Origin of the sequence: Streptomyces sp. NPDC020192 (genome assembly GCF_044388685.1) — a bacterium.
In the GTDB taxonomy this organism is placed as follows: Bacteria; Actinomycetota; Actinomycetes; order Streptomycetales; family Streptomycetaceae; genus Streptomyces.
Genome location: NZ_JBIRXG010000022.1, coordinates 77071 through 92017, shown reverse-complemented (window position 1 = coordinate 92017; position 14947 = coordinate 77071). Strand labels below are relative to the sequence as shown.

The window sequence follows — 14947 nt, the reverse complement described above, 5'->3', positions numbered from 1 at the left end:
AGCACCGAGGAGGACACCATGAAGCACTACCTGCTCAGCGTGGTCACACCGGCCGACGGCACCCCGCCCGCTCCCGACGCGCTCGCCGCGATCATGCGCGACGTGAAGGCCTTCAACGACGAGCTGCGCGCCGCCGGGGCCTGGGTCTTCGCGGGCGGACTGCACGGCCCGGAGACCGCCACCATGCTCCGTCCCCAGGGCGGCGACGTCCTGATCACCGACGGCCCTTACGCCGAGGGCAAGGAGTACCTGGGCGGACTGTGCCTGATCCGGGCCGCCGACCTGGACGAGGCGCTGGAGTGGGGGCGCAAGGCCGCGCTCGCGACCACGCTGCCCATCGAGGTACGGCCGTTCGTCGACGAGCACTGATGGGTACGGCCGCGGGCGTCGAGGCCGTCTTCCGTGCCGAGTACGGACGCGCGGTCTCCGTCCTCGTCCGCTTCCTCGGCGACATCGACCTCGCCGAGGAAGCGGTGCAGGACGCCTTCACCACCGCCGTACGCACCTGGCCGGAGACCGGTGTGCCGCCGAGCCCGGCCGGCTGGATCATCACCACCGCCCGCAACCGGGCCATCGACCGGCTGCGCCGCGAGTCCTCCCGGGACGCACGGCAGGCCGACGCCGCCCGGCTGTACACGCCCCACCCGTACCCGACCGACCCGCACGCGCCCGACGCATCGCCCGAGGAGGGCCCCGTGCGCGACGACCGGCTCCGCCTGATCTTCACCTGCTGCCACCCCGCGCTCGCCCTCCAGTCCCGCGTCGCCCTCACCCTGCGCCTGCTCGGCGGCCTGAGCACCGCCCAGATCGCCCGCGCGTTCCTGGTGCCGGAGCCGACCCTCGTCTGGGGGTCCCCCCGGCTCGAGCGAAGCCGAGAGTTGGGGGAGGTTGGTCCGCGCCAAGGCCAAGATCCGTGACGCGGGCATCCCGTACCGCGTGCCCCGTGACGCCGATCTGCCCGACCGGCTCGGCGGTGTCCTCGCGGTCGTCTACCTGATCTTCAACGAGGGTTACACCGGCGACCCCGCCCTGTGCGCGGAGGCGCTGCGGCTCGGCCGGCTGCTCGCCGCGCTGATGCCGGACGAACCGGAGGTCATCGGCCTGCTCGCGCTGATGCTGCTGATCGAGGCGCGCCGGCCGGCCCGGCAGGACGCGGACGGCGCCCTCGTACCGCTGCCCGAGCAGGACCGCGAGCTCTGGGACCGCGCGCTGGTCACCGAGGGCCTGGACCTGGTCCGCCGCTGTCTGCGCCTGGGCCGACCGGGGCCGTACCAGATCCAGGCCGCGATCAACGCCGTACACAGCGACGCCCCGAACGCCGGCGCCACCGACTGGGGGCAGATCCTGGCGCTGTACGACCAGCTCACGGCCGTGGCGCCGTCCCCGGTGGTCGCCCTGAACCGGGCGGTCGCGGTGGCCGAGACCGAGGGACCGGCCGCCGCCCTGACCCTGGTCGACGCGCTGGACCTCGGCCGCTATCACGTGCTGTACGCCGTACGCGCCGACCTGCTGCGCCGGCTGGGCCGGACCGCCGAGGCGGCGACGGAGTACGGCCTGGCCGCCGAACTGGCCGGGAGCGAGGCCGAGCGGGCCTGTCTGGAGCGGCGCCGCCGGGAGATCGACCCACCGGAGAAGTGACACGGGTGTGGCTGGGGAGTGACCCGCGTCACCGAAGGCCGCCGGAATGAACTTGAGGACCTGAAAGGTTGGCAAATACATCCACTGAGTCCTAGGCTCGGGCCGAACCAGCCCGTGCACCACCAGCGAGGCATCCGTGAACCATCCCGCCATCGAGCAGCCCGCCGACATCGTGGCCCGGCTGCGTGCCACCTTCGCCACCGGCCGCACCAAGCCCGTCGAGTGGCGCGTCGACCAGCTGCGCCGCCTGCGCGCGATGCTCACGGAACGCGGTGCGGACCTCGCCGCCGCCCTCCGTGCCGACCTGGGCAAGAGCCGCACCGAGGCCTACCGGACCGAGATCGACTTCACCGTCCGGGAGATCGACCACACCCTGGACCATCTGGCGGACTGGCTGCGCCCCGAGCCTGCGCCCGTCCCGGCGCACCTCGGCGCCGACGCCACGGCCTGGACGCAGTACGACCCGCTCGGCGTCGTCCTCGTCATCGCCCCCTGGAACTACCCGGCGCAGCTGCTGCTCGCCCCCATGGTCGGCGCGCTGGCCTCCGGCAACGCCGTGGTCGCCAAGCCGAGCGAGCTGGCCCCGGCCACCTCGGCCGCACTGGCCGAGCTGATCCCCGCCTACCTCGACACCGACGCGGTCGCCGTGGTCGAGGGCGGCATCCCGGAGACCACGGCCCTGCTGGCCGAGCGCTTCGACCACATCTTCTACACCGGCAACGGCACCGTCGGCCGGATCGTGATGCGCGCCGCCGCCGAGCACCTCACCCCGGTCACCCTCGAACTGGGCGGCAAGTCCCCGGTGTTCGTGGACCGCGACGCCGACCTCGGCGTGGTCGCGGACCGGCTGGCCCGCGGCAAGTTCCTCAACGCCGGGCAGACCTGCGTCGCCCCCGACTACGTGCTGACCGACCCGGAGACCGCCGCGGCCCTGGAGACGGCGCTGGTCCGTGCCGTGGAAGGGGTGTTCGGCACCGATCCGGCCGAGTCGCCGGAGTACGGCAGGATCGTCAACGAGCGCCATTTCGACCGGCTGTCGGGCCTGCTCGACTCGGGCCGGGTGGCGGTCGGCGGCGAGAGCGACCGTACGACGAAGTACATCGCGCCGACCGTGCTGGCGGACGTCGACCCCACGTCGGCGGTCATGCAGGAGGAGATCTTCGGCCCGATCCTGCCGATCGTCACCGTGGCCGGTCTGGACGAGGCGATCGCCTTCATCAACGACCGCGACAAGCCGCTCGCGCTGTACGTCTTCAGCGAGTCCGAGGAGACCCGCGGGCGCATCGCCGCCGAGACCTCCTCCGGCGGCCTCGGGTACGGTCTGCCCCTCGCCCATCTCACCGTCTCCGACCTGCCGTTCGGCGGTGTGGGGGAGAGCGGCATGGGCAACTACCACGGCCGCTACTCGATCGAGACCTTCAGCCACCGCAAGGCGGTGCTGGAAAAGCCGCTGAGCTAGAAACCCTGGGCTGAATTCGCTTACGCGGCACGCCGGATGTGCGAAACTCCGCCGAATGACCGCTGAAACGATCACCGCGGAAGCCTCCGGCACCTTCACACTCGGCGACCTGCCCGTCCACCGCATCGGCTTCGGAGCCATGCGGCTGACGGGCAGCGCCGCGTTCCACCTGGGCACCCCGAGCGACCGGGAACGCTCGACAGCGGTACTCCGGCGGGCGGTGGAGCTCGGCGTGAACCACATCGACACGGCCGCCTTCTACTTCTCCGCCACGCGCTCGGCCAACGAACTGATCAACACGGCCCTCGCGCCGTACGCCGACGACCTGGTCATCACCACCAAGGTCGGCCCCTTCCGGGACTACTCCGGCGAGTGGGGCACCTCGGCCCGGCCCGACCAGCTGCGCGGCCATGTCGAGGAGAACCTGCGCCAGCTCGGCCGCGACCACCTCGACGTCGTCAACTTGCGCCGGATGCGCCAGGACTCGATCGCCGAGCACTTCGGCGCCCTCGCCGAGTTGCGCGAGGCCGGCCTGATCCGCCACCTCGGCATCTCCGGCGTAGAACCGCGCCACCTCACCGAAGCGCTCGAGATCGTCCCGGTGGTGTGCGTCCAGAACCGGTTCGCCCTGGACCGTCCCGACCCCGTCGACGACGAGATGCTGCGCCTGTGCGGCGAGCACGGCATCGCGTTCGTCCCCTTCTACGCCGTCGCCGGCGAGGCAGGCCCCCAGCCGGCGGCCACCGATCACGCCGACGAGGTACTGGCCATCGCCAACGCCCACGGCGTGAGCCCCGCCCAGCTCCGCATCGCCTGGACCCTCCACCAGGGCCCCCACGTCCTCGCCATCCCCGGCACCGGCAACCCCGACCACCTGACGCAGAACGTCGCGGCGGGCGCTCTGCGCCTCACGGCGGAGGAGCTGGCCCGCCTGGACGCCTTGCACAGCGGGAGCGGCTGAGGCGGGGAGTGCCGGGGCTGCGCACTCCAGAACCCGCACCTCCAGCCGCCGCCCCTCCGGCCCGCCGCTCTCTCATCATGGGCATACCGGCGTACAGTCGTGCGAAGGTCCGGTTGACTACCATCGTGTAGACGGTCTCCGGGCCGCAGACGAGGACGGGGTGAGGAACGTTCCATGACCGAGGCGAAGGACGAGCGCCGGCCGGCCGGTGAGCTCGAGGCGAGTGTCATGGCCGCGCTCTGGGCGGCGAGGGTGCCCCAGACGCCCGGTCAGGTCCAGTCGAGCCTCCGCGCGGACCTGGCCCGTACGACGGTGACGACGATCCTCACCCGGCTGTATGACAAGGGGGTCGTCGAGCGGCACCGGCAGGGGCGTGGGTACGCCTATTTCCCCGTGCGGGACGTTCAGGACGCCCAGGGGCTGACCGCCCGGCGCATGCACAGCGAGCTGGACCGGGACAACGACCGTGAGACCGTGCTCGCCCGGTTCGTCGCCCAGCTCAGCCCCGACGACGAGCGCGTCCTGCGGGACCTGCTCGAATCCGACGAACGATGACCGGCCTGCTCCTGCTCCCCCTGCTGCTGCCGTTCGCGCTGCCGGCCCTGGCCCGCCGTGCGCTGGACCGGCTGGCCCCGGTCGCCGCCCTGTGGGCGCTCACCGTCTGCGCGGTCGTCCTCGCCGGCTGCTCGCTGGCCGCGCTCGGCGCGTTCGTGCTGGTCGGGCTGTTCAAGCTCCCGCTCGTCGCCGCGCTCGGCGAACTGGTCCGTCCGCTGCACACCGCCTCCGATCTCGTCGTCCTGCCGGCCGCCGCCACCTCGGTCGGCGTTCTCTCCGTGTGCGGCTGGACCCTCGTACGCTCCGTGCTGCGCCAGACCCGCGCCTTCCGCGCCGCGCGCACGCAGGCCGGGCGCGGACCCGCCGCCGGTGACCTGTGCGTGGTCGACTCGCCCCGGCCGGACGCGTACGCCCTGCCCGGCCGCCCGCACCGCATCGTCGTCACCACCGCGATGCTGCGCAGCCTGGACGGCCCCGAGCGGGAGGCGCTGTTCGCGCACGAGCGGGCGCACAACGACGGCGGTCACCACTACTTCCTCGCCGCCGCCGAACTCGCCGCGCACTGCCACCCCGCCCTGCGCCCGGTCCGCGAGACGATCCGCCTCGCCGCCGAGCGCGCCGCCGACGAGGCCGCCGCGGCCCGGGTCGGCGACCGGCGGCTGACCGCCCGCGCCATCGCCCGCGCGGCCCTCGCCGGACAGACCACCCGTTCCGAGCGCCCCGACTTCGCGCCCGCCGCGACCACCGGTCCGGTCCCGCAGCGCGTCCAGGCCCTGCTGGCCGCCGCCCCCCGGGCGCCCCGGGCCGGGCGTGCCGTCGCTTCTCTCCTCCTCGCCTGCACCGCCGTCTCCTGCGTGGCCTCCGTCGCCGGCATGGCCGACTTCCACCACCGTGTGGAGATCGCCCAGGGCGACGAATCCCCCTGACCCGTCCACCGCGGGACACCTTGCGGCAGCCCTTTCGCAACACGCGTAGAAGACCCTGACCGCAACGCGCGTAGAACAGGACTGGCGTCCAGGAAGTTTTACGTATAACCTCACCCGCTAACACCCCGCCGGAAGGTCCCCGAAAGGTCCCGATGCGACGCGTCGCCCTGGTCACCCTCGTCGTCGACGACTACGACGAGGCCATCCGCTTCTACACCGAGGCCCTCGGCTTCCGGCTCGCCGAGGACGCCCCGCGCCCCGACGGCTCCCGCTGGGTCGTCGTGGAGCCCGGGGATCCCGCGGCCGGCACCGGGCTGCTGCTCGCCCGCGCCAAGGACGAGGAGCAGCGCGCCCGCGTCGGCGACCAGACCGGCGGCCGCGTCGGCTTCTTCCTGCACACCGACGACTTCGCCCGCGACCACGCCCGCATGACCGCGGCCGCAGTGACCTTCCTGGAGGACCCGCGGCACGAGCCGTACGGCACCGTCGCCGTCTTCCAGGACCTGTACGGCAACCGCTGGGACCTGCTCCAGCCCGCCGACCGCTGACCCACCACCGCACCACCTGCCGAGGAAACACGCCCATGACCGCGCCCCGCATCGACACCGAGACCCTCCGCCGGCTCCCCAAGGCCGTGCTGCACGACCACCTCGACGGCGGCCTGCGCCCCGCCACCGTCGTCGAACTCGCGGCGGAGATCGGTCACACCCTGCCCACCACCGACCCCGACGAGCTGGCCGCCTGGTACTTCGAGGCCGCCAACTCCGGCGACCTGGTCCGCTACATCGCCACCTTCGAGCACACCCTCGCCGTCATGCAGACCCGCGAGGGCCTGCTGCGCACCGCCGAGGAGTACGTGCTGGACCTCGCCGCCGACGGCGTCGTCTACGCCGAGGTGCGCTACGCCCCCGAGCTGAACACGAACGGCGGGCTGTCGCTCGGCGAGGTCGTCGAGACCGTGCAGGAGGGTCTCGCCGCCGGCATGGCCAAGGCGGCCGCCGCCGGCACCCCCGTGCGCGTCGGCACCCTGCTGTGCGGCATGCGGATGTTCGACCGGGTCCGCGACGCCGCCGACCTCGCCGTGGCCTACCGGGACGCCGGTGTCATCGGCTTCGACATCGCCGGCGCCGAGGACGGCTTCCCGCCCGCCGACCACCTCGAGGCCTTCGAGCACCTGCGCCGTGAGAGCGTGCCCTTCACCATCCACGCCGGCGAGGCGCACGGCCTGCCCAGCATCCACCAGGCCCTGCAGGTGTGCGGCGCCCAGCGCATCGGCCACGGTGTGCGCCTCACCGAGGACATCGTGGACGGCAAGCTCGGCCGGCTCGCCTCCTGGGTCCGCGACCGCCGTATCGCCCTGGAGATGTGCCCCACCTCCAACCTGCAGACCGGCTGCGCCACCTCGATAGCCGAGCACCCCATCACCGCGCTGAAGGACCTCGGCTTCCGGGTCACCCTCAACACCGACAACCGGCTGGTCTCGGGGACGACGATGACCCGGGAGATGTCCCTGCTGGTCGAGGAGGCCGGCTGGACCGTCGAGGACCTGCGCACGGTCACGGTGAACGCCCTCAAGAGCGCGTTCATCCCGTTCGACGAGCGCAACGCCCTCATCGAGGACGTGGTCCTGCCGGGTTACGCGGCCGCGCTCTGAAGCAGCCCCCTGAGGTAGGCGGCCTGTCCGACGTGCTGAAGGTCGTCGGACAGGACGCTCACCAGGCGGACCCCCAGGGTGACCGGGGGATCCCAGCCCTCGTCCACGACGCGTTCCAGATCCTTGGCGGCGAGATCCCTGAGCGCGCCGAGGGTCTGCTCGTGGACGGCGTCGTAGTACCCGGTGAGCAGGTCGGCGGAGTCGACCCTGACCTTCGCGACCTTCGCGGGGGTGTGCCCGTACCCGTGGTCGCGGGGCGGCAGGTCGAGGCCGAAGCGCTTCTGCCAGTCCTGGGTGAGCCAGACCTGCTCGAGGCCGAACGCGTCGGCGATGTGGTCGTCCTGCACCCGGGTGAGGTGCCAGACCAGCCAGGTGATGGAGTTGGCGTCGGGCTCCGGGCGGTGGTTCAGCTCGTCCGGTCCGAGGCCGTCGAGGGCGGCATGGACTTCTTCCTGGATGCGGCCGTAGCCGTCGATGAGGATGTCCTTGGCATGCATACCGTCCACCATCCCAAAGAGCGGCCGTTCACGCGTCCGGAATCCAGCTCCCGTGGAAGCCCAGCGGGACCCGCCCCGGCAGATGCACCCGCGCCACCGGTTCGCCGGTGAAGTCCTGCGCCGCGAGGATCACCAGGTCGGCCAGGCCCCGGTCCGGGTTGTGGACGTACGCGAGCGCGTACCCGTCGTCCTCCGCCGCCCGCCGGTCGTCCGGATCGCGCGGCACGAACACCGCCTCGCCCGCCGCCGCTCCCCTCGGCAGCCGGTGCACCTGGGTGGTGTCGCGCAGCAGGTCGTGCTTGACCAGCGCGTTGGAGAAGGCGCCGTCGGGCGGGGTGCCGCCGTCCGGCGTCAGATACGCGGCCGTCAGCTCGGCGGCCGCCGCCGTGTAGCCGTAGCGGTGGCGCCGCGCCACCAACGACTCGTTCACGCGCGGGAATTCCTGCGGCCGGTCGTCCAGCACCCGCTGCCGTACCCGCCCGTGGCGCAGATCGACCGTCCAGCGTTCCAGCCTGCCCGTGCCCGCGTCGTACGGACCGCCCGAGCCGCGCCCGGCGACCAGGAACGGCGCCGGACAGGCCATCAGGTCGACCACCACCGACCCGCCCTCGTCGTAGGCGTTGAGGGTGTGCGAGTAGGGACCGGCTCGATGCCGAACCAGCGGACCGGGCCGCCGGTGCGCCGCATGACCCCCACCCGGGTCGGATGGTTCCGGTTCCAGACGTACGGCACCGGGGCGCCGCGCCCGGCCGCCGCCGCGTCGAAGGTGATCGGCAGGTCGAAGACGACGACGTACCGCTCGGTCAGCGCGAAGTCGTGCATCATCGGCGCGTCCGCCACCGGGATCCGGGTCGTGCGGGCGACCCTCCCGGAGGCGTCCACGACCAGGTGCCGGACATGGTCCCGGTCCGGGTGGTAGGCGATGGCGTGCAACTCGCCCGCGTGCGCGTCGTACTTGGTGTGCGCCGCGAACGCGCCCTCCAGCGTGCCCCGGAAGTCGTACGTGCCCACCGTGCCCAGCTCACCGTCGAGTTCGTACGGCAGCGGGCCGCTCTCCTGGAGCGCCAGGATCCGCCCCTGGTAGGGGATGACATGCGTGTTGCACGCGAAGTCCTCCTCCGGCACCGGACCCGGACACGGCTCGCCGAGCTTCTTCGCGACCTGCGAGGAGCGCACCCAGCGGTTGCGGTACCACTCGGCCTTCCCGTCCCGCAGCCGCACTCCGTGCACCATGCCCTCGCCGAGCATCCAGTGATGGGCGCGGGGATCCTCCAGGCCCAGCACATTGGGGCCGTTGCGCAGGAAGCGGCCGTTCAGCTCGCGCGGCACGCGTCCGGTGACCGGCAGGTCGAAGGCCGTCAGCTCCTCGGTGACGGGGGCGAACGCGCCTTCCAGGAAGGATAGTGACGTTTCGTCAACTCTCCTGCGGGGCGGGCCGCTGCGTGACCCGCTCCCGTGCCGCCCACGAGTGCGCCCGCCGCCGCGAGTCCGGCCGTGCCGCGCAGCACGGTGCGCCGTGTGTGTTCCGCCATGACCTGTTCCCCCTGAACCGTCGTGGTGAGGGCCGACGGTCCTTGAGTCTGGCGCGGTGGACGGCCGGAATCAGTGGCTCTGGCCGCCCTCCCGGGGTGGTGCCAGGCCCCCTGTCCCGCCTCCTGTTTCCAGGAGGGTGACCAGTGCGCGGGCGGCGGGGCTGGTGGCCCGGTCCGGGGGCAGCAGGGCGACGGTCTCGTACTCCGCCTCGCCCGTGCCCTTCAGCGGGAGCGCCGTGAGCGCGGGCCGCTTGTGCCGGAAGTGCCGGGGGACGACCGCGATCCCCAGGTTCTCGTCCACCAGGTCCAGCAGGCTGTGCACGTCGTTCACCTCCAGCGCCACCGTGCGCCGTACCCCGGCCGCGGTGAACGCGGCGTCGGTCGTACGACGCGGCCCCCAGTCCGGATGGAAGTCCACGAAGACCTCCCCGGCCAGGTCCTCCGGGATCAGCGCCGCGCCCGCCGAGGCCAGCCGGTGGCCGGGATGGCACAGCACGGTCATCGGCTCGCTCGTCAGCGCCACCGAACGCAACTGGTCGGAGTCCGCCTGCGTGCGGTAGGCGAAGGCCAGGTCGAGCCGCCCGGCCGCGACCTCCTCGGCCAGCGCGCCCGAGCCGGCCTGCCGCAGCCGGATCTCCACGTCCGGATGCCGCCCCCGGAACCCGGCGAGCAGCCGCGCCACATGCACCCCGGCGATGCACTGCTCGGTGCCGAGGGCCAGCGTGCCGCGCAGCACGCCCTGCACCGCCGCCACCGCCTCGTGCGCCGAGCGCACCTGCGCCAGGATCCGCTCCGCCTCCACCAGCAGCGCCCGCCCCGCCTCGGTGAGCGTCACCCGCCGGGTGGTCCGTACGAACAGCGGCGCCCGCAGCTCCCGCTCCAGGGCCCTGATGGAGGCGGACAGACCGGACTGCGACACCATCAGGCGTTCGGCTGCCCGGGTGAAGTGCTGGTCCTCGGCGACCGCGACGAAGTGCTGGAGATGGCGCAGTTCCATGATTGAGAAGCCTAGCCGCACAATTCCATCGGATTCTCCTGTTGGACCGCTGCGTGCCGCGCGCGGAAGAGTGGCACGGGTAGACCGTGTGCCAACCCCTCTGGAGTCGCGTTGTACACCGCACACCCCGACCGCTACGACGGCATGCCCTACCGGCGCACCGGGCGCAGCGGACTGAAGCTCCCCGCGCTGTCCCTCGGCCTGTGGCACAACTTCGGCCCGGACCGGCCCGTCGAGACCCAGCGGGCCATTCTGCGGCGCGCCTTCGACCTGGGCGTCACCCACTTCGACCTCGCGAACAACTACGGCCCGCCGCCCGGCGCCGCCGAGTCCGCGCTCGGCGAGGCCCTGAAGGCCGACTTCGCGCCGTACCGCGACGAGCTGGTCATCTCCACCAAGGCCGGCTACCTCATGTGGCCCGGCCCGTACGGCGAATGGGGCTCGCGCAAGTACCTGCTGTCCTCGCTGGACCAGAGCCTCGCGCGCATGGGCCTGGACTACGTGGACGTCTTCTACTCGCACCGCCCCGACCCGGACACTCCGCTGGAGGAGACGATGGGCGCCCTGCACTCGGCGGTGCGGCAGGGCAAGGCGCTCTACGTCGGCGTCTCCAACTACTCGGCCGAGCAGACCCGCGAGGCCGCCCGCATCCTCGCCGACCTCGGCACCCCGCTCCTCATCCACCAGCCGCGCTACTCGATGCTCGACCGGCGCCCCGAGGACGAGGGCCTGCTCGACGCCCTGGACGAGCTCCAGGTCGGCTCCATCGTCTACTCCCCGCTGGAGCAGGGCCTGCTCACCGGCCGCTACCTCGACGGCATCCCCGAGGACTCCCGCGCCGCGAGCGACAGCCCCTTCCTCAACTCCGACGCGGTCACCGAGGACCTGGTCGCCCGGCTGCGCGCCCTGGACGAGATCGCCACGTCCCGCGGCCAGACCCTGGCCCAACTGGCCCTGTCCTGGGTCCTGCGGGGCGGCCGCGTCACCTCCGCGCTGGTCGGCGCGAGCAGCGCACGGCAGATCGAGGACAGCGTCGGCGCGATCCGGAACCTGGACTTCGACGCCGAGGAACTGACCCGGATCGACGCGATCGTGAAGGGCTGAGAACGGCGGGCGGGGCGGCCTGCGCGGCGGTCTTCCGCTCAGCCCCGCCGGCCCGGTTCCACGGCGTGTGTCAGGCACCCTCCGGCACCCGGTCCAGGAAGCCCAGGACCTGGCGGATGCGGCCCTCCTCGTCCAGGATGACCACGTCGAACCCGGCGACCGGTGCCGACCCTCCCCCGGGGGTACCCCCAGCCTCGCTGACCAGCTCCCAGCCGAAGCGCGCGGTGTCGTGGTGGCCGTCCACCATGCCCAGCGGGCGGAAGACGAACCCCGGGAACTGCTCGTGGACCGCGGTGATCACGGCGGCGATGCCCTCGTGGCCGCGGACGTCGGCGAGGGGGTCGGTGTAACCCCCGTCCGCGGTCCACGCGGCGGCGACCGCCTTCTTCAGTGCCTCCGGCTCGGTGGCGTTCCAGGCCTCGAAGTAACGGGCGGCCGCGGTCTCGTAACGGTCGGTGTTCACGGACATGCTGAATCAGCCTCCATCGAAGTCGTGTGAGGTCGTATCTGCTGGTCAGGCCCGGATCCGGGGCTTCGCCGATCCGGTGTGACCACCATGCCGGAGGTCGAGGGGGCGGGTCGATTACCTCTCTGGTCATGCCCGGGGGCGCGTAACAGCCCGGTGCAATTTCGGCCAGAACGGGCGCCGAATATGCCAACAGGCTGGCCGGAAAGGCATGGTGACAGTGTTTCGGGAGAGGCGATACTCGAACGCCAGGGGCACTTCACCGCACAGGAGCCGCACGGAAAGCGAGGGCCTGAGCCGGCACACCAGCGAGGCGACGGGGGAGTGAGACGTGCACGACGAGTTCCTGTGCCATGTCACGGCGTACGGCATGTGCGACGGCCGGCGCATCGGCGTACCGCTCGGCACCTATCGCGCGCCGACGCTGGCCCTGGCGCTGTGGTGGTTACGGGACCGGGCGTCCTGGATCGCCGAGCGGCTCGACCCCAGCCCGGAGGACCAGGCCTTCCCCGCGGGCGCGCTGGTGCCGGTGGCCGAGACGGTCGCCGACGTGCCCACGCTGCTGCGCGCCTGGTGTGCCGACGACGTCCGGCAGGAGCTGGTGGCCGACGAACTGGCGGGCGGCCGGCTGGTGCGGATCGCCGCCAGCGACGACACCACCGAGTACGAACTGCTCGCCGAGTCCGTCGACGCCCTGCGGATGCAGCGCACCCTGCCCGTCCTCGTCGTACCCGTCGCCTGACACGTGTCCGTACGCCGGGTCTGTACCTCTCCACTGCGGCGTATATGTGAACGAATCGGTACAATTCTGGCCATGGCGGAGCGACAGGTCGCCCCGACGGCGCCCGACATCGTCCTGGAGACCGACGCGGGCTCCACGGTGATGAGCCCGGGCCGTGACTACCACGTCGGACGCGACCCGTTGAGCGACATCGTCCTCGACGATGCCCGGGTCTCGTGGCACCACGCCGTGCTGCGCTGCGACCACGACCACTGGATCCTGGCGGACCAGCACAGCACCAACGGCACCTACGCCGACGGCCGCAGGATCGACGAGCGGGCCGTCAGCCCCGGCGACGTGATCCGCTTCGGCGGTCCCACCGGCCCTCGCGCGGTGCTCGCCGGCGCCCCGCGGCCCGCCCCCGACCGCCCCTCCGCGGTGTCGCTGCCCCTGCTGACCGGCACCTTCCGCCGCCCCACCAGCGTCCGCCCGCTGCCCGTGCGCACCGTCCGCATCGGCCGGGCACCCGACAACGACCTCGTGGTGGACGACCTGATCGTCTCCCGCCGCCACGCCGAACTGCGCGCCCACGCGGACGGCACGTACGAGATCGCCGACCTCGGCAGCCACAACGGCACCTACCTCAACGGCCGGCCCGTCACCCGGGCCCGCCTCGGCCCCGGCGACATCGTCGGCATCGGGCACTCGGCGTTCTGCCTGGCCGGCGACGGACTCCAGGAGTACGTCGACACCGGCGAGGTCTCCCTCGACGTCCAGGGCCTCACCGTCGCCGTCGACGGCGGCCGCAAGATCCTGCTGGACCACGTCTCCTTCCCGGTGGGCGAGAAGTGTCTGCTCGCCGTGGTCGGTCCGAGCGGCGCCGGCAAGTCCACGCTGCTCGGCGCCCTCACCGGACAGCGCCCCGCGGAGCACGGCACCGTCCTGTACGACGGTCGCGACCTCTACCGCGACTACGCCGAACTGCGTCAGCGCATCGGCCTGGTCCCGCAGGACGATATCCTGCACGTCCAGCTGACCGTGCGCAGCGCCCTCACCTACGCCGCCGAACTGCGCTTCCCCGAGGACACCGCGAGGTCCGAGCGGCGGCAGCGGGTCGAGGAGGTCATCCGGGAGCTGGGCCTCGAACAGCGCGCCGAGCAGCCCGTGCACAGCCTCTCCGGCGGGCAGCGCAAACGGGTGAGCGTGGCCCTGGAGCTGCTGACCAAGCCGTCGCTGCTCTTCCTCGACGAGCCGACCTCCGGCCTCGACCCCGGCATGGACCGGTCGGTGATGAACATGCTGCGCGGCCTCGCCGACGACGGCCGCACCGTCATCGTCGTCACCCACAGCGTGCTCAGCCTGGACGTCTGCGACCGCCTCCTGGTGCTGGCGCCGGGCGGGCGGACGGCCTACTTCGGGCCGCCCGGCGACGCCCTCGGCTTCTTCGGGTTCGACGAGTGGCCGGAGGCGTTCGAGGCGTTCGAGCGGGACACCGGCCGGGACTGGGCGGGGCAGTACCGCGACTCGTCGTACCACCGCGAGCACATCGTGAACTCCAGCGCGCAGCCGCAGGCGCCGCGCACCGGCCCGGTCGCCGCCGCGCCACCGCCGAGGCCGCGCAGCTGGGGAGCCCAGTTCTCGACCCTGGTGCGCCGCTACACGGCCGTCCTCGCCGCCGACCGCACCTTCCTCGCCATCATGATCGGGCTGCCGTTCGTCATGGGCGCGATGGCCCGGGCCGTCGCCGGCAGCAGACTCACCTTTGACACCGCGACCAACGCGCTGCTCACCCTGTGCGTGGGCGGCGTACTGATCGGCGCCGCCAACGCCGTGCGCGAACTGGTCAAGGAACGTGTCGTCTACCAGCGCGAGAGAGCCGTCGGCCTGCCCCGATCGGCCTATGTGATGTCGAAGGTCGTCGTCCTCGGCGTCATCACCGCGCTGCAGGCGGTCGTCCTCACCCTCGTCGGCCTGGCCGGCGTCGACCTCGACGCGCCCCGCGGCGACGGAGTGCTGATGCCACCCCTGTTCGAGATCACCGTCGCCGTGGCCGTGCTCGCCTTCACCGCGATGATGCTCGGCCTGGTGATCTCCGCGCTGGTCCGCAAGGAGGAAGTGACGATGCCGCTGCTGGTGCTGCTCACCGTCGTCCAGGTCGTCTTCTGCGGGACCCTGCTGAAACTGAACGGCGTGCCCGGTCTCGAGCAGATCGCCTGGCTGGTCCCCTCGCGGTGGGCGCTGGGCGCCATGGCCGGTACCGTCGACCTGGGCCGGATCGTGCCGGGCACGCTCACCGCGGACCCGTTCTTCCGGCACTCGGCCGGCGTGTGGCTGCGCAACATGGGCATGCTGATGGTGCTGGCCGCCGTCTTCGGCTGTGTCCTGTCCCGGCTGCTGCGCCGGCACGAGCCCGCTGTGATGCGGAAGTAGGCGGCAC

15 protein-coding genes and 1 pseudogene are annotated in these 14947 nt (G+C 72.4%); 11 read left to right on the top strand and 5 right to left on the bottom strand.

What is annotated here, in order from left to right:
* Window positions 1–18: 18 nt before the first annotated feature.
* From ACH47Z_RS34310 to ACH47Z_RS34275, 8 genes and pseudogenes are all read left to right on the top strand, one after another.
* Window positions 19–369 (top strand): YciI family protein, encoded by a 351-nt coding sequence (locus tag ACH47Z_RS34310; RefSeq protein WP_399080784.1) that lies wholly within the window; start codon window positions 19–21, stop codon window positions 367–369.
* Window positions 369–1638: pseudogene (locus ACH47Z_RS34305) on the top strand (RNA polymerase sigma factor). Before ACH47Z_RS34310 ends, ACH47Z_RS34305 begins: the two are co-directional and overlap by 1 nt.
* 136 nt (window positions 1639–1774) lie before the next feature.
* On the top strand, window positions 1775–3097 hold the full coding sequence (locus ACH47Z_RS34300; RefSeq protein ID WP_399080782.1) for an aldehyde dehydrogenase family protein: 1323 nt from the start codon (window positions 1775–1777) through the stop codon (window positions 3095–3097).
* A gap of 55 nt (window positions 3098–3152) precedes the next feature.
* On the top strand, window positions 3153–4058 hold the full coding sequence (locus ACH47Z_RS34295) for an aldo/keto reductase (protein ID WP_399080780.1): 906 nt from the start codon (window positions 3153–3155) through the stop codon (window positions 4056–4058).
* A gap of 174 nt (window positions 4059–4232) precedes the next feature.
* Window positions 4233–4613: a BlaI/MecI/CopY family transcriptional regulator gene (locus ACH47Z_RS34290; protein ID WP_399080778.1), complete on the top strand. Its 381-nt coding sequence runs from the start codon at window positions 4233–4235 to the stop codon at window positions 4611–4613.
* Window positions 4610–5539, top strand: coding sequence for a M48 family metalloprotease (locus ACH47Z_RS34285; RefSeq protein WP_399080776.1), 930 nt, complete (start codon window positions 4610–4612; stop codon window positions 5537–5539). Before ACH47Z_RS34290 ends, ACH47Z_RS34285 begins: the two co-directional genes overlap by 4 nt.
* Before the next feature lie 152 nt (window positions 5540–5691).
* Window positions 5692–6087, top strand: a complete 396-nt coding sequence (locus ACH47Z_RS34280) for a VOC family protein (RefSeq protein ID WP_399080774.1) — start codon at window positions 5692–5694, stop codon at window positions 6085–6087.
* A 35-nt stretch (window positions 6088–6122) separates the two neighbouring features.
* Window positions 6123–7193, top strand: coding sequence for an adenosine deaminase (locus ACH47Z_RS34275; protein WP_399080772.1), 1071 nt, complete (start codon window positions 6123–6125; stop codon window positions 7191–7193).
* Here the strand turns inward: ACH47Z_RS34275 and ACH47Z_RS34270 are convergent.
* From ACH47Z_RS34270 to ACH47Z_RS34255, 4 genes are all read right to left on the bottom strand, one after another.
* Window positions 7175–7690: a DinB family protein gene (locus ACH47Z_RS34270; RefSeq protein ID WP_399080770.1), complete on the bottom strand. Its 516-nt coding sequence runs from the start codon at window positions 7688–7690 to the stop codon at window positions 7175–7177. The genes ACH47Z_RS34275 and ACH47Z_RS34270 overlap by 19 nt on opposite strands.
* 28 nt (window positions 7691–7718) lie before the next feature.
* Window positions 7719–8288 carry a carotenoid oxygenase family protein gene (locus tag ACH47Z_RS34265; protein WP_399080768.1) on the bottom strand — a complete coding sequence of 190 codons (570 nt, stop codon included), beginning with the start codon at window positions 8286–8288 and terminating at the stop codon, window positions 7719–7721.
* Complete coding sequence (locus ACH47Z_RS34260; protein ID WP_399080766.1) at window positions 8273–9019, bottom strand: carotenoid oxygenase family protein; 747 nt, start codon at window positions 9017–9019, stop codon at window positions 8273–8275. The genes ACH47Z_RS34265 and ACH47Z_RS34260 overlap by 16 nt, the downstream gene beginning before the upstream one ends.
* Before the next feature lie 273 nt (window positions 9020–9292).
* The gene (locus ACH47Z_RS34255) at window positions 9293–10219 is read right to left on the bottom strand and encodes a LysR family transcriptional regulator (RefSeq protein WP_399080764.1); all 927 of its coding nucleotides are present in this window, start codon (window positions 10217–10219) and stop codon (window positions 9293–9295) included.
* A gap of 111 nt (window positions 10220–10330) precedes the next feature.
* Here ACH47Z_RS34255 and mgrA point away from each other — a divergent pair, with 111 nt between their 5' ends.
* The gene (gene mgrA, locus ACH47Z_RS34250) at window positions 10331–11323 is read left to right on the top strand and encodes an L-glyceraldehyde 3-phosphate reductase (protein WP_399080762.1); all 993 of its coding nucleotides are present in this window, start codon (window positions 10331–10333) and stop codon (window positions 11321–11323) included.
* A gap of 70 nt (window positions 11324–11393) precedes the next feature.
* Here the strand turns inward: mgrA and ACH47Z_RS34245 are convergent, their stop codons facing one another.
* Complete coding sequence (locus tag ACH47Z_RS34245; RefSeq protein ID WP_399080760.1) at window positions 11394–11792, bottom strand: nuclear transport factor 2 family protein; 399 nt, start codon at window positions 11790–11792, stop codon at window positions 11394–11396.
* 328 nt (window positions 11793–12120) lie between these two features.
* Here ACH47Z_RS34245 and ACH47Z_RS34240 point away from each other — a divergent pair, with 328 nt between their 5' ends.
* Window positions 12121–12531, top strand: coding sequence for a hypothetical protein (locus ACH47Z_RS34240; protein ID WP_399080758.1), 411 nt, complete (start codon window positions 12121–12123; stop codon window positions 12529–12531).
* A 72-nt stretch (window positions 12532–12603) separates the two neighbouring features.
* Entirely contained in the window at window positions 12604–14940 is a 2337-nt protein-coding gene (locus ACH47Z_RS34235) for an FHA domain-containing protein (protein ID WP_399080757.1), read from the top strand.
* The last annotated feature ends 7 nt before the right edge of the window (window positions 14941–14947 follow it).